Here is a 21945-nt window from a genome sequence, read left to right as displayed (position 1 = left end):
ATTCATTCGGCCCGCGCGCTTGCGCGCGGGCGGCCAGCGCCAGAAGACTAGACAATCATGAAGGTCACGGTCGAACGTTCCACGCTGCTCAAGTCGCTCGGGCACGTCCATCGCGTTGTGGAGCGCCGCAACACGATCCCGATCCTGTCGAACCTGCTGCTCGGGGCCGCTGAAGGCGGCCTGCGCCTCAAGGCGACCGACCTCGATATCGAGGTGGTGGAGACGATTCCCGCCGAGGTGACCGAGCCCGGCGCGACGACCGTTCCCGCCCACACCCTCTACGACATCGTCCGCAAGCTGCCGGACGGGGCCCAGGTCTCGCTCGAGACCACCGGCGACACCGGGCTGGTACTGCGCTCGGGCCGATCGCGCTTCCAGCTCCAGACCCTGCCGGAAAGCGATTTCCCGGACATCACCGCCGGCGAGATGGCGCATCGCTTCGTGCTGCCGGCCGGCGAGCTCAAGCGCCTGATCGACAAGACGCAGTTCGCGATCTCGACCGAGGAGACGCGCTATTATCTCAACGGCATCTATCTCCACACCATCGACGTCGACGGCCGGCCGGTGCTGCGGGCGGTCGCGACCGACGGGCATCGGCTCGCGCGCGTCGACACCGCCGCGCCGCAGGGCTCGGCCGGCATGCCGGGCGTGATCGTCCCGCGCAAGGCCGTGGCGGAGATCCAGAAGCTGCTCGAAGACGGCGAGAGCGAGGTCGCGGTCGAGCTTTCGGGTTCGAAGATCCGCGTCGCCACCGCCAATGTGGTGCTGACCTCGAAGCTGATCGACGGCACCTTCCCCGACTACCAGCGCGTCATTCCCAGCGGCAACGACAAGCGGCTCACCGTCGACAGGGGCGATTTCGCGGCTAGCGTCGACCGCGTCTCGACGATCTCCTCGGAGCGCGGCCGCGCGGTGAAGCTCTCCATGGCGGACGGGCGCATGACGCTCTCCGTCACCAACCCGGATTCGGGCTCCGCGACCGAGGAGATCGAGGTCGACTACGAGGCGAGCCCGCTCGATATCGGCTTCAACGCACGTTACCTGATGGACATCGCCGCCCAGCTCGACGGCGATACCGCGCTGCTGAAGCTCGCCGATCCCGGTTCGCCGACCGTGATCCAGGATCGCGAAGGCGCCTCCGCGCTGTACGTGCTGATGCCGATGCGTGTCTGATCCCGCGGCCATGGCCGCCGTCGCGCGCCTGATCCTGCAGGATTTCCGTTCGTACGAGGCCCTCGATCTCCCGGTCGAGGGCCAAATCGTTGCGCTGATCGGCGAGAACGGGGCCGGCAAGACCAACATCCTCGAAGCGCTCTCGCTGTTCACGCCCGGGCGGGGCCTGCGCCGGGCCGAACTCGCGAGCATGGCCCGGCACGGCGGCGACGGTTCCTTCGCCGCCTCGATCACGCTCGCAGAGGATGCCGGCCGGCTCGGCATCGGCCTCGGCCCGCTCGATCCCGAGGGGCGCCGGCCACGGCTCGCCCGGGTCGACGGAGCCACTGTCGGCTCGGCGCTCGCGTTCAGCGATTATCTGCGCGTGGTCTGGCTGACGCCGGATCTCGACGGGCTGTTCCGGGGCGCTGCCGGTGACCGCCGCCGCTTCCTCGACCGGCTGGTGCTGGCGATCGACCCGAGCCACGCCACGCGCTCGAATGCGCTGGAGCGGGCGCTGCGCTCGCGCAACCGCATCCTGGAAGAGAGCCCCAATCAAGGGCAATGGCTCGACGCGGTCGAGCGCGAGGTCGCCGAGCTCGGCGTCGCGGTTGCCGCCGCGCGCGCCGAGACCGTGGCGCGGCTCTCTGCCATCATCGCCGAGACGCGCGACGAGGCCTCGCCCTTCCCCTATGCGGATATCGCGCTTTCGGGCGAGATCGACGCTCTGGTCGCGCGGCTGCCGGCCGTCGATGCCGAGGACGCCTATCGCGAGTTGCTGCGCGAGAACCGCCATCGCGACCGAGCCGCCGGGCGCAGTTTGGCCGGGCCGCAGGCTTCTGATCTCGAAGTCCGGCACGGTCCGAAGGACATTCCCGCCGGCCAGGGCTCGACCGGGGAACAGAAGGCGCTGCTGATCGGCCTCGTGCTCGCCCATGCCCGGCTGGTCGCGGCGATGAGCGGCATCGCGCCGCTCGTCCTGCTCGACGAGGTCGCCGCCCATCTCGACCCGCGCCGGCGCGCGGCGCTCTACGAAGCACTGACGGAGCTCGGCTGCCAAGTCTGGATGACCGGCGCGGACGCCGCCCTGTTCGGCGATCTGCCGGCCGGCGCGCAGCGTTTCGCGGTGACGCCGGGGCGGATCGATCCGCTCGATTGATCGGTCAGGCCACGGCTTGCGATGGGACGCCTGCCGGCGTTCCTGCTAGTCTCGCGGGCAGTCTCGGAGCCTTTCCATGGACATGTCCAGCCTTGCCCTGTTCGCGGGCGTCTATTTCCTCGCCGTCGCCTCGCCGGGGCCGGCGATCGCGGCCCTGGTCGCGCGTTCGCTGTCCTCGGGCTTCCGGCGCTCGCTGCCCTTCCTGGCCGGCATCGTCGCGGGCGATCTCGTCTGGTTCACGCTGACGGCGCTGGGCCTCAGCGTGCTGATGCAGAGCTTCCACGGCGTGTTCGTCGCGATCAAATATGCCGGCTGCGCTTATCTCCTTTACCTCGCCTTCAAGGCCTGGACCGCGCCCTCGGACGCACCGGTTGCCCCGGCTGCGGCTCGCGGCGAGGGCGGCCGCCTTTTCCTCGGCGGCATCGCGCTGACGCTGGGCAACCCGAAGGTGATGGTCTTCTTCCTCTCGATCCTGCCGCTGGTGATCGATCTCAACGCCCTGACCCCGCTCTCCTTCGTCGAAGTCGCGGCGCTGATCATGCCGATCATCACGGGGACGCTGATGGCCTATGCCTATGCGGCCGACCGGGCGCGGCGGCTCGTCGCCAGTCCGCGCGCGATGCGCTGGATCAACCGGACGACCGGCGGCTTGATGATCGGCGCCGCCGCCGCGATCGCGACCCGGAGCTGAACGGCGGCGCGCGCCGGCCGCGGGCGCGGCGTTCAGCCTGCGATGCGGATCAGCCCTTCGCTCTCGACCACCGGCACCGGATCGAGTCCGTCGGCCGTGTCGCCGGACAGGCAACCGCCGGTCGCCGCATCGAAGACGGCGCCATGGGCCGAGCACAGCAGCCTTGTCCCGTCCGCCGACAGGACGTTGCCGGAACGATAGTCGAGCGGCAGGTACTGGTGCGGGCAGGCGTTGACATAGGCGCGCAACACCCCGCCGCGCCGCAGAAGCAGGAGCGGGAAGGCGCCCGCGGCCGACTCGACCGTCAGGCAGCGCGCCGCCCCTTCGCCGACAAGACCGGATTCGCAGACCGGCGCACCTGCCGGAGGTGCGCTGGAATAATCGCGCCAGGCATCGTTCATCGACGAGCGGACGCGCTCATGCCGCCGTGCTCTTGAGCACGCCGCGCCGGATCTGGTCCTCCTCGATCGATTCGAACAGAGCCTTGAAATTGCCCTCTCCGAAGCCGTCATCGCCCTTGCGCTGGATGAACTCGAAGAAGATCGGCCCGATCACCGTCTTGGAGAAGATCTGCAGCAGCACGCGGGTCTCGCCGCCGCCGACCACGCCCTCGCCATCGATCAGGATGCCGCGCTTGCGCAGCCGGTCGAGCGGCTCCTGATGGCCCTTCACCCGGCTTTTGGATTTCTCGTAGTAGATGTCGGGCGGGCCGGGCATGAATTCGAGGCCGGCCGCGGCGATGGCGTCGGTGCCGGCATAGATGTCGTTGGTGGCGATGGCGATGTGCTGGATGCCTTCGCCCTTGTACTCGCGCAGATATTCCTCGATCTGGCTGTGGTCGTCGGCGCTCTCGTTGATCGGGATGCGGATCTTGCCGTCCGGCGAGGTCAGCGCCCTGCTGGTCAGCCCGGTCATCTTCCCAGCGATGTCGAAATAGCGGATCTCGCGGAAATTGAAGGTGTCGTGGTAGAATTTGTACCAGGTATCCATGTTCCCGCGCACCACGTTGTGCGTGAGATGATCGAGGTAGAAGAAGCCGAAACCGGCGGGCTTCGGGTTGGGCTCGCCGAGCCACTCGAACTCGGCATCATAGGCCGAGCCCGCCTCGCCATAGGTGTCGATGAAGTACAGCAGCGAGCCGCCGATGCCGATGACCGCGGGCACGTCGAGCGATTTGCCGGGCCCGGTATATTCCCGGGCACCGAGATCGAGCGCGCGCTTCAGCGCCTGCTGCGCGTCGACCACCCGCCAGGCCATCGCCGGGGCGCAGGGCCCGTGCGCGGCGACGAAGCGGGAGGCGTGGCTGTCCGGCTCGCGGTTCAGCAGATAATTGATGTCGCCCTGGCGGTAGAGGGTGATGTCCCTGGTCCGGTGCCGGGCGACCGGCACGAAGCCCATCTGCCGGAACAGGGTGTCGAGCTTCGCGGGCTCGGGGTGGGCGAACTCGACGAACTCGAAACCGTCGGTGCCGGCCGGGTTGGCCGCGCTGATCGTGGCCTTTGGGGCATCATGCGGAAAGGGACCCATCCTGCATCCTCCTGATCGTGCTGTTGTCGGCGAGAGTGAGGCAGTTCCGGTGCGAGGGGCTTGCAAACTCGACACGCACGCCGGAGGATTTGCACATTCCGTGCATCGAAGGCGCCTTTCATGCCGCAGAACGAGATCGATCGGTTCGACCGCGCAATTCTGAAGGCGTTGCAGGACAATGCCGCGCTCACCAATGCCGAGCTCGGCGAGATCGTGAACCTCTCGCCCTCGCAATGCTCGCGACGGCGCGCGCGGCTGGAAGAGAGCGGCGTGATCACAGGCTATGCCGCGAAGCTCGACGCCACGGCGCTGGGTTTCGGCCTCAAGGCGATCACCCGCGTCAACCTGTCGTCGCACAGCGAGAGGAACGCCGAATCCTTCGCCGATTTCCTGGCCCGGCACGAGGAAATCCGGCAGGCCTTCTCGGTATCGGGCGATGCCGACTATGTGCTCGTCATCGTCGCGCGGGATCTGGCCGCCTTCGCGCAGTTCATCCACGGCCATCTGCTGCCGCATCCGCAGGTCGGCCGGGTGCAGTCCGAGATCGCGCTGATGAACCTCAAGGACGAACCGGGGCTGCCGATCGCCTAGAGCAGAACCACCGCCTGCCTTGCGCACGAGTTTGCATGCGAAGCCGGCTGCTGGTATCGCTGTTGGCCTTGAAGGCTTCCGCCGCCGGCCCGCCGCCGCGCTGAAAGAGAAGCCGGCGGGAGGTTGAGATGCAGCTTCTGGCCATTCAGCAGGCCATGGCCGCGAGCAGTATCCTGGCGACGATGCCGCAGGTCATCGAGAGCGTCGGCCGGCCCGGTTTCTCGGCCGGGCTGTTCGATATCGCACGCCGCTTCACCGGCACGGAGATCGTCACCGCCTTCGTGACGGCGGCGGATGGTGCCGTCCACACGCTTCTCGCCGAGAACCGGCAGGAGCCCGGTCGGGCAGCGCTCGATGTCGCGCGCCGCTACGTCTCCCGCCACTGGCGCGCCGACCCGGCCAACACGGTCGAGCTCGACGGCACCGGCAGCCGCGATTGCTGGGGCGTCAGGATGCGGGCGAGCGACATCGCCAACCCGTCCTATCGCAGCGAATGCTATTTTTCGGTCGGGCTGTCGGAGCGCTTCTCGCTGATCCAGCGCCGCAGCGGCGACACGATGCGGCTCAGCATCTATCGCCGCCGCAAGGAGAGCTTCAGCGACCAGGAGATCGCGCATCTCGTCGAGAGCGCGCCCTTGCTGATGGCCGCCCTCTGGCGCCATTACGAAGCGGAGGAGCCGGCCAGAGACGGCACGCTTCCGGCGTTTCGGGCACGGCTCGCTGCGGTCGCGCCCAGCCTGTCCGCGCGGGAGCGGGACGTCTGCGCGCTGATCGCGAGCGGGTTGACCTCGGAAGGTATCGCGCTCGAGCTCGGCGTCGGCATCAACACCGTGCTCACCTATCGCAAGCGCGCCTATGCCAGGCTCGGCATTTCCTCGCAGAACGAGCTGATGCGCATCCTGATGTGAGGCGCCTCACCGCGACGGCTCAAGCCATGCGATAGCCGCCGTTCACGTCGATCGTCGCGCCGGTGATGTATGACGCCTGTTCGGAGAGCAGGAACGAGACTGCCCCGGCGATATCCTCGGGCGTCCCGAGCCGCCCGAGCGGCACGGCCTGCGCCAGCGTATCCATCGAGCCCGGCGCGGCCGAGCGTGGCGTTGCTGCCGCCAGCATCGGGGCATCAATGACGCCCGGCGCGACGCAGTTCACGGTGATCTTCAGCGACGCGAGCTCGCGCGCCATCGCCTTGGTGAAGCCGAGAATCGCCGATTTCGACGAGATGTAGCTGGCCGAGCCGCGGTAGCCGCCGAGCTCGGCCGCGACCGAGCTGGTCGTGGTGACGCGGCCGCCCTCGACGGGGAGCGCCCGGCGCCGGCGGGCATAGGCGCGGATGCTCAGGAAGACGCCGCGCGTGTTGACCGCATGGGTCTTCTCCCAGTCGTCGAGCGTCATGTCGAAGATGGTCGGCCGCTCGCCGTCGGCCGCCATCAACAGGATGCCGGCGTTGCAGACGAGCGCGGTGACCGGGCCGTGGGCCGCTTCGACCCCATCGAAGAGCGCGTCCACGGAAGCCTCGTCGGAGACATCGACCGCCCAGCCGCTATGGCCGGTGCCGGGCAGTGCGGCAGCGACGGCGGCCGCCGGCTCGCGGGTCAGGTCGCAGACGGCGACGCGCCAGCCATCGGCGGCGAGCTTGTGGACGATGGCGGCGCCGATTCCGCGCCCGGCACCGGTAACGAGGGCGAGCTTGCTCATCTTAGGCTTCCGATCATTCGCTGTAGACGCCCTGCGCCAGCAGGGCCTTCGAGGAGAAGTCGCGGCCGTGGCCGCGCGTGAAGAAGCCGGCCGAGACGCCGCCATCGGCCATGAGCAGCGCGCCGTTGACGTAACTCGCGAGGTCCGAGAGCAGGAAGAGGCAGACCGAGGCTACTTCGGAAGGCTGTGCCAACCGCCCGAGCGGCGTGCGATCCTCCATCACCCCGGCGACGAAGCTTTCGGGGATGCCGCGGCGGATCATCGGCGTATCCGTCGCGCTCGGGCCGATGCAGTTCACGCGGACGCCATGCGAGCCCCATTCGACGGCGAGGTCGCGCGTCAGGCCGACGACACCGGCCTTCGAGGCGCAGTAATGTGCGCGACCTGATTGACCGCCGAGCGAGGAGACCGAGCCGATCGTGACGATGGCGCCGCGCCCGCGCGCCACCATGCGCCGGCCGGCCGCCTGGCAGGAATAGAAGGTGCCGGAGAGATTGACGCCGATCACGGCCTCCCAACTCTCGGCGGCGAGTTCGGTCGCCGGGGCAGGGCGGGAGATGCCGGCCGCGGTGATCAAACCGTCGAGTGGGCCAAGATCGCGCTCGATGCTCTCGACCGCCGCGTCGGTGGCAGCAGGATCGCGCACGTCGAAGCTCGTCGCGACAGCACGGGCGCCGAGCGCCTCGATCTCGCGGACTGTCGCCGTGGCGCCTTCCGCATCGGCGTCGGCAATGGCAACAGCCGCCCTCTCACGCGCCAGCGCCAGCGCGCATTCCCGCCCGATGCCGGAGGCACCGCCGGTGATCAGGACGGTTCGGCCGGCAAGCCCGAAATTCGCAGCCATCGCCGCCTCCTGCTCGCCGTGGCCTCAGCCCAGCTTCTGGCCACCGAAGGCGGGGCGCTCGGCGATCTTGGCAAACCAGGCCGTGGCCTGCGGCCGGCCGTCCCGCCAGTTCAGATCGGCGAAGCGCAGATCGAGATAGGCCAGCGCGCAATAGAAGGTGATCGTGCCGATATCGACGCGCTCGTCGAAGCCGGCAGCCTTGGCCTCGATCAGGTCGAGCGTGGCATGGACCTTGGCGAGTTGGCCATCGATCCAGCGCTGCCAGCGCTGCTCTTCACTCCGGAGGAGGCCTTCGTAGCGCGCAGCGAGCGCCGCATCGAGAAGCCCGTCGCCATAGCTCTGTTCGGTCAGGGCGTTCCAGCGCGCCTTGGGCTCGGCCGGGAACAGCGAGCCGCCACCGAGCCGGTCGAGATATTCGCAGATGACGCGGCTATCGGCGATCGTCGAGCCGTCTTCGAGCAGCAGGGTCGGGACCTGGCCGAGCGGGTTGGTCTTGATGATGTTCTGCTCGCGCGCCAATGGTCCGCCGGCCTTGTAATCCTGCGAGACGTCGAGCATCTCGATCCGGTCGAGCAGGCCAAGCTCCGCGGCGGCGATCCGGACCTTGAGGACGAAGGGCGAGGTGGCGGACTGGTAGAGCTTCATTTGAATGCCTTTCTCAACGCGGCAGGCGGTCGGGCTCGGCGGCGAGCGCCCGTCCGGCGATGAAGCCGAAGGTGAGCGCGGGGCCGAGCGTGATGCCGGCACCGGGATAGGCGCCAGCCATGATCGAGTTCATGTCGTTGCCGGTGGCGTAGAGACCGGGGACCGGGCGCTCGTCGCGGCCGAGCACCCGAGCCTGCGGATCGCAGGTCAGGCCGGTCGCGGTGCCGATATCGCCGGGCCAGACCTTCACGGCGTAGAAGGGGGAGGTCTCGATCGGCCCGAGGCAGGCATTCGGCTTGTTGTTGGGGTCGCCGAGATAGCGGTTGTACTCGCTCGAGCCCTTGCCGAAGGCGGCATCCTCGCCGGAGCGCGCCGCCTCGTTCATGCCCGCGACGGCTGCGGCCAGAGCAGGCATCGGCACGCCGATCCGGCCGGCGAGCGCGGCGATGCTGTCGCCCTCGAACAGATAGCCTGCCTCGACGAAGGCCTTCGGTGTCTTGAGGCCGGGATGGACGAGGCCAAGCCCGTATTTGCGCAGGAAAGCGCTGTCGCAGACGAGGAAGGCGGGCACGGCTCCGCCTGCATGCATCGCCTCGACGAAGCCGTGATAGGAGGTCGCCTCGTTGACGAAGCGGTTGCCCTTGCCGTCGACCGCGATCAGCCCGGGCTTGGCGCGGTCGAGGATCAGGTGCGGAAACTGCACCTCGCTGCCGTCCGGCTTCTTCAGGACGGAAACCGGCGTCCAGAAGGCGGCACCGATATTGTCGTCGCGCAGGGCGCCACCGACGGACAGGCCGAGAGCGATGCCGTCGCCGGTATCCGTCACCGGCGCCATCGAGCGATGGACCTCGGCATGGGGCATGTGCTCGCGCCGCATCGCGGCATTGGCCGGAAAGCCGCCGCTCGCCAGCACCACGCCGCGCCGCGCGCCGATGCGGCGCTCGCCTTGGGCGCCCTTGACCACGAGGCCGGTGACGGCGCCGTGCTGCTCGATCAGGGAGCCGGCAGCCGTCCTGGTCCGTAGATCGACACCGGCCAGCCGCGCCGATTTCAGCAGACGCCCGGCCAATGCATTGCCCATCAGGAGACGCGCGCCGCGCGGATGGCGCAGACGGTCGAGCCCGTATTGGATCAGGAGCTTGGCGCTGTGCCTGAAGTTCGCGAGGCTGCGGAAGCGACCGACCAGCGCGTCGATGTCCTTGCGGTTCACCATCATGCCGCCGAGCACGGTGAACTCCTTCAGCGGCGGGCGCAGCAGCGCGAAATCGGCGCCGAGCTCGTTGCCGTCATAAGGAGCGGGGTCGATGGTGCGCCCGCCCCTGGAGGCGCCGGGCTGCTCGGGCTGGTAGTCCGGCGAATAGGCTCGCGCCTCGAATTTCAGCGCCGTCTCGCGCTCGAAGAAGCGGACCATCTCGGGGCCGTTGTCGAGAAAGGCGCGCATCAGGTCCGGCCGCAGGCGGTTGCCGAGCACGGCTTCGAGATAGGTCATCGCCGCTTCGCGGGTATCGGCATGGCCGGCCTTGGCGGCATGCGGGTTTTCCGGCACCCACATCGCGCCGCCCGAGACGGCGGTGCTGCCGCCGACATATTCGCTCTTCTCGATCAGCAGCACGTCGAGCCCGGCCTTGGCGGCGGTGATCGCCGCCGACATCCCGCCGGCGCCCGAGCCAACCACGACGACGTCGCGGATTTCGTCGAAGCTCTCGCTCATCGCCATGCCCTCAGCCGCCCATGCCGCCGCCGAGCGACTTGCCGCCGTCGACGAGCAGGACCTGGCCGTAGATGAAATTGGTGCGCGGCGAGGCCAGGAAGGCGACGGCGTTGGCGATGTCCTCGGGCGCCGCGAGCGCGCCTGTCGGCTGCTGAGCGAGCAGGGCGGCGCGTGCCTCTTCCGACTGCTTCGCCACCATCTCGGTCGCGACCCCACCTGGCGCCACCGCATTGACGGCGATGCCGCGCGGCAGCAGCTCCATCGCCATCGCCCGCGTCAGGCCGACGACGGCGGCCTTCGAGGCGACGTAATGGGCGTGGTTGCGGGCGCCCAGAAACGTGCGGGAGGCGATGTTGACGATGCGCCCGCCCTTTTCCATGCGCCGCGCCACCGCCTGCGAGAGCAGGAAGAGCGCGGTGACGTTCACATCCATCATGCGGGTGAAATCGCTGGCGGCGAGATCGAAGAACGGCTTGTTCTCGAAGATGCCGGCATTGTTGACGAGAGCCTGCGCCACCGGGAGGCGCTCCGCCAGCGCGGAAAGGCCAGCGTGATCGGCAAGGTCCACGGGCTGGAAGAAGACGCTATGGCCCTGGGCTGTCAGTTCCGTCACCAGAGCCGTCGCGATCTCCGCCTCGCGGTCGAGGATGCCGACCGAAAACCCGTCGGCGCAGAGGCGCTCGACGATGGCCCGGCCGATCCCGCGTGCACCACCCGTGACGAGAGCAATGGGTTTGTCCTGCGGCATAGCCATGAGCCGAAATCCTGTCCGTGTCGCGTCCCGGCTCAGCCGCCGAGATAGGTGCGGCGGACGCTGTCGTCCTGCCGCAGTTTCGCGGATGCGCCTTCGAGGGCCATCTCGCCGTTCTCGAGAATGTAGGCGTAGGTCGAGCATCCCAGCGCGATCGCCGCGTTCTGCTCGACAAGCAGGATGGTGAGCCCCTCGCGGTTCAGCCTTTCGATGATCGCGAAGATCTGCTGGACGAGCAGCGGTGAAAGCCCGAGCGAGGGCTCGTCGAGCAGCAGCAGGCGCGGGCCCGCCATCAGCGCCCGGCCGATCAGCAGCATCTGCTGCTCGCCGCCCGAGAGCGTGCCGGCCTTCTGCTGGAGGCGCTCCTTGAGCTTGGGGAAGTATTCGAAGACCCGGTCGAGATCGCGCCTGATGCCGGCGGCATCGCTGCGGCGATAGGCGCCCATGTCGAGGTTCTCGCGCACGCTCATGTCGCGGAAGACCTCGCGGCCCTCCGGCACCTGCAGCACGCCGGCCGAGACGACCTTGTGCGAGGCCCAGGACTGGATCTCCTCGCCGGCGAAGCGGATGCGCCCCTTCGTCACCGGCACGAGCCGCGAAACGGTGTTCAGCGTCGTGCTCTTGCCGGCACCGTTCGAACCGAGCAGGGCGACGATGGCGCCCTCGGGCACCTTGAGCGAGACCTCGGAGAGCGCCTGGATGCGGCCATAGGCGGCGGAAATACCGTCGATTTCGAGCAGATCAGCCATGAGCTGCCTCCTGGGCCGCCTCGCGGCCGAGATAGGCCTCGATCACCGCCGGATGGGCGCGCACCTCGGCGGCCGTGCCTTCGGCGATCTTGGTGCCGAAGCTCAGGACGGTGATCCGGTCGGAGATCGACATGACCAACTGCATGACGTGCTCGACCAGGAGGATGGTGAGGCCGTCGCGCTCGCGCAATTCGCAGAGCAGCGTGTCGAGCGCGGCGATCTCGCGGTTGCGCAGGCCGGCGGCAGGCTCGTCGAGCAGCAGCAGCTTCGGACGGATGGCGAGCGCGCGAGCGATCTCGACCATCTTCTGATGGCCGAAATCGAGGTTGCGCGCCTTGGTCTGGGCGTAAGCCGTCAGGCCGGTGCGCTCGATCAGATGCTCGACCTCCTCGACGACGCCGCGCGGGCGGGCGCTGAGCGCGTCGCGCCAGGTCCGGCCGGCATGGACATGCGCGCCGATCAGCACGTTCTCGAAGACGGTGAGCTCGGCGAAGAGCTCGAGGTTCTGGAAGCTGCGGGCTATCCCCAAGCCGGCCATCTCGCGGGCCGGCAGGCGGGTGATGTCGCGCCCGTCATAGGTGATGCGTCCCTCGCTCGGCGTGTAGAAGCGCGAGATGCAGTTGAAGGTCGTCGACTTGCCGGCGCCGTTCGGGCCGATCAGCGCATGGATCGAGCCCTTGGCCACGGCCATGTCGAGCCCGCCGACCGCGGTGAGCCCGCCGAAGCGGATGGTCAGGCCCTCGACGTTCAGGAAGGGCGCGGCGGCGGCGGCCATGTCTTCAGCGGCCATGGCGCGCCTCCCGGATGCGCTCGCCGACGAAGGCGAAAAGGCCGTGCGGGGCATACATCATGAAGAGCATCAGGATCGCGCCGTAGATGATCTCCTGGTATTGCGGCGCCTGGCGCAGCACCTCCGAGATCAGCCCGAAGACGATGGCGCCCCCGATGGCGCCCCAGATCGAGCCGAGGCCGCCGACCACGACCATGGTCAGCACGAGGATCGTGGTCTGGAAGCCCAGGCTGTCGGGGTGGATGAAGGTCTGGAACAGGCCGAACATGCCGCCAGCGAAGCCCGCGACCGCCGCCGAGAGGCCGAAGCCGATGACGCGGGTGCGGCGCACGTCGATGCCCATCGCCATCGCCGCCACCTCCGACTCGCGCACCGCGCGGAAAGCACGGCCGAGCCGCGAGCGCGAGACCACGACGGTGAAGCCGATCGCCAGCAGGCAGAAGAACAGCACGAAGGGATAGGCCTGCTTGTCGCTGAGGATTTCGAGCGGGCCGAAGCGGGCGGGCGCGATGCGCAGGCCGTTCGGGCCGTTGGTGACGCTGTCCCAGTTGGCGAAGACCCATTGCATCGCCTCGCCGAAGGCGAAGGTGGCGAGCGCGAGATAGATGTCGCGCATGCGCAGCGCCAGCGCCCCGATGAACAGGCCGACCGCACCGGCGACGAGCGCCCCGAACAGCATGGCGAAGGGATAGGGCAGGTCGACCGCGCGGTTGGCGAGCGCGCTCGCGTAGATGCCGATGCCGTAGAAGGCGGCATGCGCCATCGAGAATTGGCCGGTCTCGCCGATGACGATGTGCAGGCCGAGGCAGAGCACCACGAAGACCAGCAGCAGGTTGGCGATATAGACGACGTAACCGGTCGTGAAGAACGGCAGGGCGACGGCGAGGAGCGCGGCCAGGGCGAGCCCGCCGAGAGCGGCTCCCGGCAGGCCGGGCCGGCCCTCCGGCGCCGATGCGAGGGGAGAGGACGACACGGGCTTCAGACCTTCTTGATCGTCAGCTTCCCGCCGAACAGGCCCTGCGGGCGCAGGACGAGCACGATCAGGATGGCGAGGAAGGGGGCGAGCACGATGGCGCGCGAGGAGATGAACAGCCCGACCAGATTCTCGACGATGCCGATGACGAAGCCGCCGACCACGGCGCCCGGCAGGCTGGAGAAGCCGCCGACGATCGCCGCCGCGAAGGCGAGCATGACGATGGAGCCCATGTCGGCGGTCATCAGGATCTTCGGCGAGATCAGCAGCGCGGCGATGGCGGAGATCACGCCGGAGAGGCCCCAGATCAGCATATGGCAGCGGCGCAGGTCGACGCCGACGAGCTGGGCGGCCTTCGGGTTCATGCCGACGGCACGCATGGCCCGGCCGATCTTGGTGTAGTTGAACATCCAGAAGAAGGCCGCCATCACCACGACTGCGGTGCCGAAGATGGCAAGGTCGAGCAGCGTGACGGAGGCCTGGCCGATCATGATGGAGTCGGTCGGGACCAGCGCCGGGAAGGAGCGCGGCGTGTCGCCGAAACCCGTGCGGCGCACCAACCCCTTCAGCACATAGGACAGGCCGAGGGTGGCGATGACGAGATAGACGAGGTCCTTGGCCGATTTCGCGACCTGATCGAGCACGAAGCGGCGGAACAGCGCCATGGCGAGGAAGGCGACGACGAGCGTCGCCGGCAGCACGACCCAGATCGGCATCTGCTGGAAAACGAAGAGATAGAGCGCGACGTAGCCGGCCGCCATGAAGACCTCGCCCTGGGCGAAGTTCGGCACGTCCGAGGTCTTGAAGATGACCACGATCGCCAACGCGAGCAGGGCATAGACGCTGCCCGAGACGAGGCCGGAGGCGATGCCTTGCTGCAGGAAGATCAGGGCGAGTTGCAGGTCCATCAGCTTAAAAGTCCATGTCCGGCCCGATGCTCAGGTCAGGGAAGGGCGGCGGCGCGGATGCCGCCGCCCGTTCTCATGAGGCAGGCCGAACAGCCTGCCCGTGGCGGTCACTTCGCCTGATAGGTCCAGCGGCTGGTGAAGACGCCCGGCAGCGGGGTCATCGTGTTGCCGTCGTATTTGATGAAGATCGTCGAGCGGTTGGCGGCGCGCTGCTGGGGACCGAACTGGATCCGCCCGGCCATCACGCCGGAGTCGAAATCCTGCGTCTTCAGCGCCGCAAGCACCTTCTCGCGCGTCGGGTTCGGGCCGGCATCCTGCAGCGCCTTGACGAGCGACATCGCCGAGGGGATGCCATAGGGCATGTAGGTCTGCGGATGGTCGGGCTTGGCCGCCAGATCGGGATAGGCCGCCTTGTACATGTCGTAGATCGGCTTCAGCTTCGCGCCGCCGGGGGAATCGATCATGACCTCCTGGGTGTAGAAGTTCTTGAGCGCGTCCTTGCCGACATTCTCGGCGAGCTGGCCCAGGCTCGCCGTGCCGGTCACGGAGAGGATGATCGGCTTGTTGAAGCCCATCTCATGCGCCTTCTTGATCAGCAGCGCGGCCGGCCGGGCATAGGTCACGAGCAGGATCGCGTCCGGATTCGCCGCGCGCAGCTTCAGGAACGGCGCGGTGACGTCGTTGATGTTCGGATTGACGGACTCGACCACGAGCTTGACGCCGTTGACCTCGGCATCCTTCTTCGAGCCCTCGAGGTTCCAGGCGCCGTAGGCGTCGTCATGATTGATGTAGGCGACGGTCTTGGCACCGAGCTTCTTTGCGGCGAACTCGATCATCGCGCCGCCGACGGCGTATTGCGAGATCGAATAGGCGCCGAAGATGTAGTCGGTCGGCGGGAAGAGCGCGCCGTCGCCCGATGCGTTGAGCATCAGGAGCGGCACCTTGTTGCGGACGACATAGTCCTTGGCGGCGACGACGGCCGCCGAGCAGGAGCCGCCATTGAGCATGAAGACCTGATCCTGCTCGACCAGCTTCTTCACGGCGGCGACGAGATCGTTGGCGTTGCAGCGGTCGTCCTCGACGACGTACTCGATCTTGCGGCCGTGGATGCCGCCTTCCTTGTTGATCTTGTCATAATACATCTTCGCCGCGTTCACGACGTCGAAGCCATAGGCCATGTTCGGCCCCGAGAGCGGCCCGAAGATGCCGATCTTGATCGCCTTGTCGGTGATGCCCGGGTCCTCGGCGCGCGCGGCGAGGCCGGTGAACAGGCTGGCGGCCAGCGCCAGGCCAACTGCGACTCGCGTCGTCCTCATCATCTCTCTCCCTGTGGTCGGTTCGTCTTGTCGTTGAGGCCGGTCTTGCGGCGATGCCACAGGCCAGCCTTTCGGCGATCATAGAGCGGGCCGGAGTCCATGCTGTCACAGCCGCTTGGGACACCGGAGCCCGCACCGCCACTGCCGGACACCGCCTGCCGACCGGTCATGCTCCCTCGCCGGACGTGGCATGCAGCGGGGCGAGGGACGATGCGTCGGGCGAGGGATAGGCCAGCTTCCGGAAAATATGGAAGGTGCGCATGATGTGACCGCGCATGGCATGCTCGGCGCGGTCCCCGTCGCGCGCCCGCAAGGCAGCGAGGATGAGGGCGTGATCCTCGTTGCTGAGGCGGAACTCCTCCGGAGAGGTCATGCGTGCCACGGAGCCGTTGAAGTAGAAGCGGCCGGAGCGCAGGATCGCGTCCCGCAGCCTGCCGTTGCGGGCGGCATCGACGATCACGCGGTGGAATTCCCGATTGGTCTCGACGCGCGCCGCGTCATCGGCCGGATCGATGGCGAGTCTGCGGGCATGGACCGCGGCCGCCGCCGCGATCTCGGCCTCGGTGGCGCGCTCCGCCGCAAGCCGCGCCGCGTAGCCTTCCAGCGCCGCCCGGACCTCGGAATTCTCGCCCGCCTCGAGCGCGGTGATCTCGCGCACCGCCCAGCCGCGCTTGCGCGGCAGGATCAGCTGCTCCACGGCCAGCCGCTGCAAGGCTTCCCGAACCGGGGTGCGGCTGACCGCGAGCGCCGCGGCGATGTCCGCTTCGATCAACGGCTCGTTGGGGCGGATCTCGCCGGAGAGGATGGCGCTGCGCAGCGTCTCGTAGACATCCCCCGAGCGCCGGCGACCGGAGATACCGCTCTCCGCCGCGGTCGCCGAAGGCTCTGAAACCGGGAAGCTGAAGCGATTCTGCATGCGGATCGGGATCCATGGCCGGCGATGGTGTTCAGCATGCCTCCGATCCGCCGCGGCCGCTGTCACCACGGCAGGGGACATATCGGCTCCGGCGGCCCCGGTCCCGGCACGTCTCAGCGCTGGTCGAGGGTCAGTTCCAGATGACGCAGCGCGGTCAGCAGCCGCTCGGCATCCGGGCCCAGCGCCTCCAGGATCCTGGCCTCGAAGGCCAGCGCCCGCGGGACGATCTCGCCATAGGTCTTCCGCCCCAGCGACGTCAGGCGCAGAATCTCCTCGCGCCGGTCGTCGGGGCTTTCGCGCCGGGTGAGCCAGCGGCGCTCCTCCAGGGCGCGGACGGCACGGCTGACCTTGGTCTTGTGCATCGCCGAATGCGCGCCGATCTCCTTGGCGCTCATCGCCTCGAACTGGCCGAGCGTCGCCAGAACCCGCCATTCCGGCACGGTGAGGTCGTGATGCGGGCCATAGACGGCACGGAATTCCTGCGAGACCGCGGCCGAGAGCCGGTTGAGGCGATAGGGCAGGAAGGTTTCGAGGGCGAGCTTGGTCATCGCTTGTTAGTTACAAAATCGACGGTTACCGCTGCAACGATATCGCGGTTCCCGTCTCGAAGGAACGATCCGGGACGGTCGAGGCGGAGGAATGCCTCCGCCCATCACGGCACCAAGACCACGTCGAAGACGGCGATTCTCTCCGGGAGAAGAAACATGAACGTCCAGAATCCCGCAGTCCACGCGAGCGACCGCAAGTCCGAGAGCGCCATCGCGACCGGCTACATGTCCGGTTTCGGCAACGGCTTCGAGACCGAGGCGCTGCCCGGCGCGCTGCCGCTCGGACGCAATTCGCCGCAGAGATGCGCCTACGGCCTTTACGCCGAACAGCTCTCCGGCTCCCCCTTCACCGCGCCGCGCACCACCAACGAGCGCTCCTGGCTCTACCGCATCCGCCCGACCGTCGTGCATTTCGGCGAGTTCCGCGCCGCCGATATCGGATTGTGGCAGACGGCGCCGGTCGCGACGCCCGACTTGCCGATCGCACCCTATCGCTGGGACCCGATCCCGATCCCGGCGGAGCAGCTCAGCTTCGTCGAGGGCGTGCGCACCATGACGACCTGCGGCGACGCCGGCGCGCAGGCCGGGATGGCCGCGCATCTCTACTTCATCACGCGCTCGATGAAGGACGAGTATTTCTATAATTCCGACGGCGAGATGGTGTTCGTGCCGCAGCAGGGGAGCCTGCGCGTCTGGACCGAGTTCGGCATCATCGACATCGAGCCGGGCGAGATCGCCGTCATCCCGCGCGGCGTGAAGATCCGGGTGGAGCTCACCGGCGGGCCGGCCCGCGGCTATCTCTGCGAGAACTATGGCGGCTCGTTCTCGCTGCCGGAGCGCGGACCGATCGGCGCCAACTGTCTTGCCAATCCGCGCGACTTCCTCACCCCGGTCGCGGCCTATGAGGATCGCGACGCGCCCTCGACGATGTTCGTGAAATGGGGCGGCAAGCTCTGGGCCTGCGATCTCGGCCATTCCCCGCTCGACGTCGTCGCCTGGCACGGCAACTACGCGCCCTACAAATACGACCTGCGCAAATATTCACCGGTCGGGCCAATCCTGTTCGACCATGCCGACCCGTCGATCTTCACCGTCCTGACCTCGCCCTCCGAGACGCCCGGCACGGCCAATATCGACTTCGTCATCTTCTCCGACCGCTGGCTGGTGGCGGAGAACACCTTCCGGCCGCCCTGGTACCACATGAACGTGATGAGCGAGTTCATGGGGCTGGTCTACGGCGTCTACGACGCGAAGACCGGTGGCGGCTTCCAGCCGGGCGGCGCCTCGCTGCACAACATGATGCTGCCGCACGGGCCCGACATGGACGCCTTCGAGCGCGCCTCGAACGTCGAGCTCAAGCCGCACAAGCTCGAAGGCACGCTCGCCTTCATGTTCGAGACCCGCTTCCCGCAGAAGGTCTCGCAATTCGCGGCCGAAAGCCCCGCCTTCCAGAAGAGCTATGCCGGCTACGGCAAGGCCCTGAAAAAATACTTCGATCCGAAGGTCCCGGCACCGAAGTAACCCTCGGGCCGCAGCGTTCGCCGCGGCCTCATCCTTCCGACAGAAAACCGGGCAGAAACAACCCGAGCCGCGATCGTCGCGGCTCTCGGCTTTGACCGAGTGCCGTGTCGCGATCCGACATCCAGGTGAGGAAGACATCCCATGAGCGTGCAATCCGTTTCGGCCTCGCCTGCCCATAGCAGCCAGGCCGCCCGTATCCGCCTGCTGATCGCGAGCAGCATCGGCACCATCGTGGAGTGGTACGACTTCGCGGTTTTCGCGGTCTGCGCCGCGCTGGTCTTCAACACCGCCTTCTTTCCGGCGACGGACCCGTTCGCCGGGCTGCTGGCGGCGCTGGGCGCGCAGGCCGTCGGCTTCGTCGCCCGCCCGCTCGGCGGCTGGTTCTTCGGCACGCTCGGCGACCGGATCGGCCGCAAGCGCAGCCTGGTCGCCAGCCTGCTGCTGATGGGCATCTCGACCGTCGCGATGGGCGTGCTGCCGACCTATGCGCAGGCCGGCGTGCTGGCCCCGGTGCTCCTCATCATCCTGCGCCTGCTGCAGGGCTTCGCCGTCGGCGGCGAGTCGACCGGAGCGCTGGTGATCGTCGCGGAGAGCCTGCCGGCACGGCAGCGCGGCCTTTGGACCGGGTTCCCGATGATCGGCGGCCCGGCCGGCAACGTCCTCGCCACCGCCGTGATCGGCCTGGTCATCGGCCATTACGGGCAGAGCGCCTTCGTCGAATGGGGCTGGCGCATCCCGTTCCTCGCTTCCGCCGTCCTCATCCTGTTCGGCTTCTGGGTGCGCCGCCGCGTCGAGGAATCGCCGGCCTTCGTCGAACTGAAGGAGCACCGGCAGGAGGTGGCGCACGCGCCGCTGCGCGAGGCGCTTTCGACCCACTCCGCCAGCATGCTGCGCGTCTTCCTGGTCAAAGCCGGCGAGAGCGCCCTGTTCTATCTGTTCTCCACCTTCTTCATCGTGCTCGCGACCGTCTATCTCAAGGCGCCGCGCGGAGCGGCTCTCGACGCCCTGTTCTGGGGCTCGCTGGTCGAAGTCGCGGTGATCCTGCTGGCGGGTGCGGCGGCCGACCGCATCGGGCGCCGGCCCGTCACCCTGCTCGGGCTCGTCGGCGGCGTCGCCGCCGGCTTCTACCTGTTCACGCTGGGCGAAGGCGCATCGGCGGCACAGCTCAAGACCGCGACCCTGCTGACGCTCACCTTCCACGGCATCATCGTCGGCGGCATGTCGGCCTTCTTCACCGAACTCTTCCCGGCGCGCGTCCGCTATACGGCGATGTCGACCGCCTATTCCGTCGCCGCCGTGCTGGGCGGAGCCCTGGCGCCGATCATCGGCACCTGGCTCCTCGATGCCTTCCACGCGCCGCTGGCCGTCGGGGTCTACGCGACGCTGATGGTGCTGCCGGCCGTATGGGCCATGCTGAGCGCCCGCGAGACGCGCGGCGCCGACCTGCTGAAGTGAGTACGCCGGAAATGACCGATCACGCCGCCCTCGCCAACGGCCTCGACGAGACCCACGATCCGCAGCTCCGCTCATGGGTGACCGAGGCCAACGGCCATCCGGAATTCCCGATCCAGAACCTGCCGCTGGGCCTGTTCTCGCCGCCGGACGGAACGCCCCGGATCGGCACGGCGATCGGCGACCAGGTGCTCGACCTTGCCGGCCTGCTCGAAGCCGGGCTTCTCACCGGCGCGGCCGCAGACGCCGTCAGGGCCGCCGCGGACGGCAGCCTCAACGGGCTGCTGGCACTCGGCGCCGGTCCGCGCAAGGCATTGCGGGCCCGGCTCTCGGAGCTTCTGCGCGAAGATGCGCCGGAGCGCGACCAGCTCGCTCCGCTGCTGTCCAATCTCGTGGACTGTACGCTGCATCTGCCGGCGCGCATCGGCGACTACACCGACTTCTATGTCGGCATCCATCATGCGACCGAGGTCGGCAAGCTGTTCCGGCCCGACAACCCGTTGCTGCCGAACTACAAATACGTGCCGATCGGCTATCACGGCCGGGCCTCGTCGATCCGGCCGTCCGGCACACCGGTCCGTCGTCCCAACGGACAGACCAAAGCCCCGGATGCCGCAGCGCCGGTCTTCGGGCCGTCGCGGCGGCTCGACTACGAGCTCGAACTCGGGATCTGGGTCGGGCCGGGCAACGAGCAGGGCGAGCCGGTTCCGATCTCCGCGGCGGCGGACCACATCGCCGGATTCTGCCTGCTGAACGACTGGTCGGCGCGCGACGTCCAGGCCTGGGAATACCAGCCACTGGGGCCGTTCCTGGCGAAGAGCTTCGCCTCGACCATCTCGCCCTGGATCATTACGCCCGAGGCGCTGGCGCCGTTCCGGATCGCGCAGCCTCCGCGTCCGGAAGGCGACCCCGCACCTCTGCCCTATCTCTCCGATGCAGAGGATCAAGCCACAGGCGCCTTCGATCTCGAACTCGACGTCCTGATCCGGACCGAAGCGATGCGGCGCGACAACCTGCCGGCCCATCGTCTCGCCCGCTCGAACGCGCGGCACATGTACTGGACCGTCGCGCAGATGCTGGCGCATCACAGCAGCAATGGCTGCAATCTGATGCCGGGCGACCTGCTCGGCTCCGGCACCATCTCCGGCCCTGACCAGGCCAGCCGCGGCAGCCTGCTGGAGAGCACGCAGGGCGGCCGCACCCCGATCGAGCTGCCCTCCGGCGAGGAACGGCGCTTCCTCGAGGATGGCGACGAGATCGTGCTGAGGGCGCAGGCCCGGCGCGACGGCTTCGCCTCGATCGGCTTCGGCGAATGCCGGGCCATCATCCAGCCTGCTCCGTGAGGAGAAAGCGATGAAGCTCTACGGCTACTGGCGCTCGACCTCCTCCTATCGCCTGCGCATCGCGCTCGCCCTGAAGGGCATCGCGGCGGAGCAGGCCTTCGTGCATCTTGTCCGCGGCGAGCAGAAAACCGAGGCCTATCGCGCGCTCAACCCGCAGGGCCGCGTGCCGACGCTGGTGCTCGATGACGGCAGCGTGCTCACGCAATCGCCCGCCATCATCGAATATCTGGAAGAGGTCTATCCGAATCCGCCGCTCCTGCCCGCCGATCCGGTCGCACGCGCAAAAGTCCGCGCCGTTGCGGCGATCATCGGCTGCGACGTGCATCCGCTGCACAATGTCGGGCCGCTGACCTATCTGCGCGGGCCGCTCGGCCGCCCGGAGGAGGAGGTCAACGGCTGGATCGCGACCTGGATCGGACAGGGCTTCGCCGCGGTGGAGGCGATGATCAGCGAGGACGGCTACTGCTTCGGGCCGGCGCCCGGTCTCGCCGACGCCTATCTCGTCCCGCAGCTCTATGCGGCGCGGCGCTTCAACGTGCCGCTCGAGGCCTATCCGCGGATCCTGCGCGTCGAAATGCTGGCCGAGGCGCATCCGGCCTTCCAGGCGGCGCACCCCGCCAAGCAGGCCGACGCGGCCGGCTAAAGGTGGTCTTCCCCCGA

At 68.2% G+C, this 21945-nt stretch carries 23 protein-coding genes; 9 read left to right on the top strand and 14 right to left on the bottom strand.

Annotated features, from left to right (window positions below; translation table 11 throughout):
* Nucleotides 1–57 precede the first annotated feature (57 nt).
* The 3 genes from dnaN (at nt 58) to BGO20_RS01225 (ending at nt 3002) form a co-directional block, all read left to right on the top strand.
* Entirely contained in the window at nt 58–1173 is a 1116-nt protein-coding gene (gene dnaN, locus BGO20_RS01235) for a DNA polymerase III subunit beta (protein ID WP_291662833.1), read from the top strand.
* Between the two features lie 10 nt (nt 1174–1183).
* Nucleotides 1184–2311 (top strand): DNA replication/repair protein RecF, encoded by a 1128-nt coding sequence (gene recF, locus BGO20_RS01230; RefSeq protein WP_291663483.1) that lies wholly within the window; start codon nt 1184–1186, stop codon nt 2309–2311.
* 76 nt (nt 2312–2387) lie between these two features.
* On the top strand, nt 2388–3002 hold the full coding sequence (locus BGO20_RS01225; protein ID WP_291662831.1) for a LysE family translocator: 615 nt from the start codon (nt 2388–2390) through the stop codon (nt 3000–3002).
* Nucleotides 3003–3034: 32 nt separating this feature from the next.
* On the opposite strand, the gene BGO20_RS01220 is transcribed toward BGO20_RS01225, so the two are convergent.
* Together BGO20_RS01220 and hppD are read right to left on the bottom strand one after the other, a co-directional pair.
* Entirely contained in the window at nt 3035–3403 is a 369-nt protein-coding gene (locus BGO20_RS01220) for a Rieske (2Fe-2S) protein (RefSeq protein WP_291662830.1), read from the bottom strand.
* 16 nt (nt 3404–3419) lie between these two features.
* Nucleotides 3420–4529, bottom strand: a complete 1110-nt coding sequence (gene hppD / locus BGO20_RS01215; protein ID WP_291662829.1) for a 4-hydroxyphenylpyruvate dioxygenase — start codon at nt 4527–4529, stop codon at nt 3420–3422.
* Nucleotides 4530–4649: 120 nt separating this feature from the next.
* Between hppD and BGO20_RS01210 the strand changes: the two genes are divergently transcribed.
* Nucleotides 4650–5120, top strand: coding sequence for an Lrp/AsnC family transcriptional regulator (locus tag BGO20_RS01210; RefSeq protein ID WP_291662827.1), 471 nt, complete (start codon nt 4650–4652; stop codon nt 5118–5120).
* Nucleotides 5121–5248: 128 nt separating this feature from the next.
* Entirely contained in the window at nt 5249–6028 is a 780-nt protein-coding gene (locus BGO20_RS01205; protein WP_291662826.1) for a helix-turn-helix transcriptional regulator, read from the top strand.
* Nucleotides 6029–6047: 19 nt separating this feature from the next.
* On the opposite strand, the gene BGO20_RS01200 is transcribed toward BGO20_RS01205, so the two are convergent.
* From BGO20_RS01200 to BGO20_RS01145, 12 genes are all read right to left on the bottom strand, one after another.
* Nucleotides 6048–6818 (bottom strand): SDR family NAD(P)-dependent oxidoreductase, encoded by a 771-nt coding sequence (locus BGO20_RS01200; RefSeq protein ID WP_291662824.1) that lies wholly within the window; start codon nt 6816–6818, stop codon nt 6048–6050.
* A 13-nt stretch (nt 6819–6831) separates the two neighbouring features.
* Nucleotides 6832–7662 (bottom strand): SDR family NAD(P)-dependent oxidoreductase, encoded by an 831-nt coding sequence (locus BGO20_RS01195; RefSeq protein WP_291662822.1) that lies wholly within the window; start codon nt 7660–7662, stop codon nt 6832–6834.
* A 24-nt stretch (nt 7663–7686) separates the two neighbouring features.
* The gene (locus tag BGO20_RS01190; protein WP_291662820.1) at nt 7687–8307 is read right to left on the bottom strand and encodes a glutathione S-transferase family protein; all 621 of its coding nucleotides are present in this window, start codon (nt 8305–8307) and stop codon (nt 7687–7689) included.
* 13 nt (nt 8308–8320) lie between these two features.
* Complete coding sequence (locus BGO20_RS01185) at nt 8321–10018, bottom strand: FAD-dependent oxidoreductase (protein WP_291662819.1); 1698 nt, start codon at nt 10016–10018, stop codon at nt 8321–8323.
* 10 nt (nt 10019–10028) lie between these two features.
* Nucleotides 10029–10772 (bottom strand): SDR family NAD(P)-dependent oxidoreductase, encoded by a 744-nt coding sequence (locus BGO20_RS01180; RefSeq protein ID WP_291662818.1) that lies wholly within the window; start codon nt 10770–10772, stop codon nt 10029–10031.
* Nucleotides 10773–10804: 32 nt separating this feature from the next.
* Nucleotides 10805–11518, bottom strand: a complete 714-nt coding sequence (locus BGO20_RS01175) for an ABC transporter ATP-binding protein (protein WP_291662816.1) — start codon at nt 11516–11518, stop codon at nt 10805–10807.
* Nucleotides 11511–12308 carry an ABC transporter ATP-binding protein gene (locus BGO20_RS01170; RefSeq protein ID WP_291662815.1) on the bottom strand — a complete coding sequence of 266 codons (798 nt, stop codon included), beginning with the start codon at nt 12306–12308 and terminating at the stop codon, nt 11511–11513. The genes BGO20_RS01175 and BGO20_RS01170 overlap by 8 nt, the downstream gene beginning before the upstream one ends.
* Nucleotides 12298–13281, bottom strand: a complete 984-nt coding sequence (locus BGO20_RS01165; RefSeq protein ID WP_291662814.1) for a branched-chain amino acid ABC transporter permease — start codon at nt 13279–13281, stop codon at nt 12298–12300. Before BGO20_RS01165 ends, BGO20_RS01170 begins: the two co-directional genes overlap by 11 nt.
* Before the next feature lie 5 nt (nt 13282–13286).
* Nucleotides 13287–14189, bottom strand: a complete 903-nt coding sequence (locus BGO20_RS01160) for a branched-chain amino acid ABC transporter permease (protein ID WP_291662811.1) — start codon at nt 14187–14189, stop codon at nt 13287–13289.
* 107 nt (nt 14190–14296) lie between these two features.
* Complete coding sequence (locus BGO20_RS01155; protein ID WP_291662809.1) at nt 14297–15505, bottom strand: ABC transporter substrate-binding protein; 1209 nt, start codon at nt 15503–15505, stop codon at nt 14297–14299.
* A 166-nt stretch (nt 15506–15671) separates the two neighbouring features.
* Nucleotides 15672–16421, bottom strand: coding sequence for a GntR family transcriptional regulator (locus tag BGO20_RS01150; protein WP_291662807.1), 750 nt, complete (start codon nt 16419–16421; stop codon nt 15672–15674).
* A gap of 113 nt (nt 16422–16534) precedes the next feature.
* Nucleotides 16535–16969: a MarR family winged helix-turn-helix transcriptional regulator gene (locus tag BGO20_RS01145; protein ID WP_291662805.1), complete on the bottom strand. Its 435-nt coding sequence runs from the start codon at nt 16967–16969 to the stop codon at nt 16535–16537.
* Between the two features lie 156 nt (nt 16970–17125).
* Here BGO20_RS01145 and hmgA point away from each other — a divergent pair, with 156 nt between their 5' ends.
* The 4 genes from hmgA to maiA all read left to right on the top strand — a co-directional run bounded on the left by hmgA (nt 17126) and on the right by maiA (nt 21928).
* Nucleotides 17126–18490, top strand: coding sequence for a homogentisate 1,2-dioxygenase (gene hmgA / locus BGO20_RS01140; RefSeq protein ID WP_291662803.1), 1365 nt, complete (start codon nt 17126–17128; stop codon nt 18488–18490).
* A gap of 141 nt (nt 18491–18631) precedes the next feature.
* Nucleotides 18632–19945, top strand: a complete 1314-nt coding sequence (locus BGO20_RS01135; RefSeq protein WP_291662801.1) for an MFS transporter — start codon at nt 18632–18634, stop codon at nt 19943–19945.
* Nucleotides 19946–19956: 11 nt separating this feature from the next.
* Nucleotides 19957–21285: a fumarylacetoacetase gene (gene fahA / locus BGO20_RS01130; RefSeq protein ID WP_291662799.1), complete on the top strand. Its 1329-nt coding sequence runs from the start codon at nt 19957–19959 to the stop codon at nt 21283–21285.
* Nucleotides 21286–21295: 10 nt separating this feature from the next.
* The gene (maiA, locus tag BGO20_RS01125) at nt 21296–21928 is read left to right on the top strand and encodes a maleylacetoacetate isomerase (protein WP_291662797.1); all 633 of its coding nucleotides are present in this window, start codon (nt 21296–21298) and stop codon (nt 21926–21928) included.
* Nucleotides 21929–21945: the final 17 nt, after the last annotated feature.

Origin of the sequence: Allobosea sp. 67-29 (assembly GCF_001898115.1) — a bacterium.
Classification (GTDB): Bacteria; Pseudomonadota; Alphaproteobacteria; order Rhizobiales; family Beijerinckiaceae; genus Allobosea.
Note: the sequence above shows the minus strand (reverse complement) of the source record. Positions and strands in the feature narration are given on the sequence as shown.